General features: G+C 76.6%; 1 rRNA gene and 1 pseudogene. Both read right to left on the minus strand.

From position 1 onward, the window contains the following. A 16S ribosomal RNA gene (locus AB0I76_RS30660) occupies positions 1–105 on the minus strand; the annotation flags it as partial. A 576-nt stretch (positions 106–681) separates the two neighbouring features. Further along, positions 682–1,040 (minus strand): annotated as a pseudogene (locus AB0I76_RS30665) (hypothetical protein); the annotation flags it as partial.

Raw genomic sequence — 1,040 nt, forward strand, 5'->3', positions numbered from 1 at the left:
GCGTTGCATCGAATTAATCCGCATGCTCCGCCGCTTGTGCGGGCCCCCGTCAATTCCTTTGAGTTTTAGCCACGGCCAGCCGCACGCCAGCGCGCCGGCCTCCCCCTCGGGCCCCGTCAGCACCGCCTCCAGCGCCGTCATCCCGCTGGCCCGTACGGCGAGCAGATGGGCGCCGGCGAAGTGTTCCCGCAGCAACCGCAGGCCGACGGCGGCGCGTGCTCCGGGTGTCCGCTCCGGCAGCGGCATGGCCCGCCAGGCGGCGAACAGCGGCATGCCGGTGGCATCGGCCGCCTCGACGGCGTGCCCGAGCAGGACCGCCAGGCGGCCGACGTCCGGCACGGGTCCGAGACGATCGTCACCCCAGCGGCAGCACTCGTCGAGGGTGGCGGCGGCCACCTCCACCGGCCGGACGACCCGCAGGGCGGCGTCCCACCCGTCGGCGACCGCGTCGGGTGCGAGGAAGCCGAGCACGGCGGCCACCGTCTCCGCCCGGACGTCGCCGAGCGCGCCGGCCCGGCCGGCGACGTAGAAGGCCCAGCCGGAGATGCCGAGCAGCCGCGCCCGGCGCAGCGTGGTCGGGCACCGGGTGAACGCGTCGCCCAGCTCGAGGACAGCCGGTTTGCTGGCCGCGGCGACCTGCTCCGGGGTCATCCGACGCCGTTCCGTCCGTCCATAGGGGGATCAGTCTGCCGTGCCACCCTCGGAGCCGACATCCCCCTCTTCGGCGTCGAGCGCCTCGACGGCCGCCTCGACCTCGCCGGCACGGCGGCGGGCGGCGGTGACGGTCCGCTCGGCGGCCCGCCGGGCGAGCTTCGCGCGGCTCAGCTCCTGCTCGGCGACCGCCCGGCGGCGCTCCATCTCGGCCAGTTCCGCCTCGACGGCGTCCAGGGCGGCGGCGCCGTCGTGCTCGGCTGCCGTCGCCCCGGCCAGGTCCGCCTCCGCCCGTTCCTGGTCGGTACGCGCCCGCGCCAGCTCCTTCTCCAGCGCCCGGCGACGGCGGGCGCGTTCGGCTCGCGCGGCTCGCTCGGCCTGCTCCGCGC

Origin of the sequence: Micromonospora sp. NPDC049799 (genome assembly GCF_040656655.1) — a bacterium.
In the GTDB taxonomy this organism is placed as follows: Bacteria; Actinomycetota; Actinomycetes; order Mycobacteriales; family Micromonosporaceae; genus Micromonospora.